Here is a 543-nt window from a genome sequence, read left to right as displayed (position 1 = left end):
TAGACATGCAGTCTGTTAAAGACATGTTGAAGGGCATTAAGACAAGCGGATAGGAGATAGATTTGAGAAATGAAAGAAGGATTAGGAATCGAACTGACTGATCGTCAGATTCAAGTTATCAAAGACCACAAGGAGTCCTATAGCTTCAACGAGCTAGCCGATTTAACTGGAGTCAATCGTGGTGTGCTGGTTGGTATCCGCCAAGGAGAACGAACTAGAGTAAGCAAAGTCACCTATGCGAGGCTTGCAAACACGCTCTATCGCTTTGACAACTCATACACAGCCAAAAACGAGCTTGAAGCCGTCAATCGTGTCAGTGAGCTAAGGGAAGAACTGGGGCTAACGGATCAACAACTAGCTGAACAAGCTGGTGTCGGTATTAAGTTGATTCGCAGTGTTGAGAACCAATACAACGAGCCATCACCAGCTACATGGCAGAAGCTGGCAGACTTCTTCGGAGTGTGGGTTGGGTATCTGGTGGGAGCAACAGACAGGAGAGTGCGATGAGTGATGAAAAATTTAAAAATGCGTTAGAGATTCAAT

At 45.3% G+C, this 543-nt stretch carries 1 protein-coding gene; it reads left to right on the top strand.

All coding sequences use genetic code 11. The annotated features are described in order from the left end of the window. The first annotated feature begins 69 nt into the window (after positions 1 to 69). Complete coding sequence (locus IV71_RS07085) at positions 70 to 507, top strand: helix-turn-helix domain-containing protein (protein ID WP_010691320.1); 438 nt, start codon at positions 70 to 72, stop codon at positions 505 to 507. Positions 508 to 543 lie beyond the last annotated feature (36 nt).

Origin of the sequence: Fructobacillus fructosus KCTC 3544, assembly GCF_001438695.1 — a bacterium.
In the GTDB taxonomy this organism is placed as follows: Bacteria; Bacillota; Bacilli; order Lactobacillales; family Lactobacillaceae; genus Fructobacillus; species Fructobacillus fructosus.
This window is presented reverse-complemented; position numbering and strand designations above follow the sequence as displayed.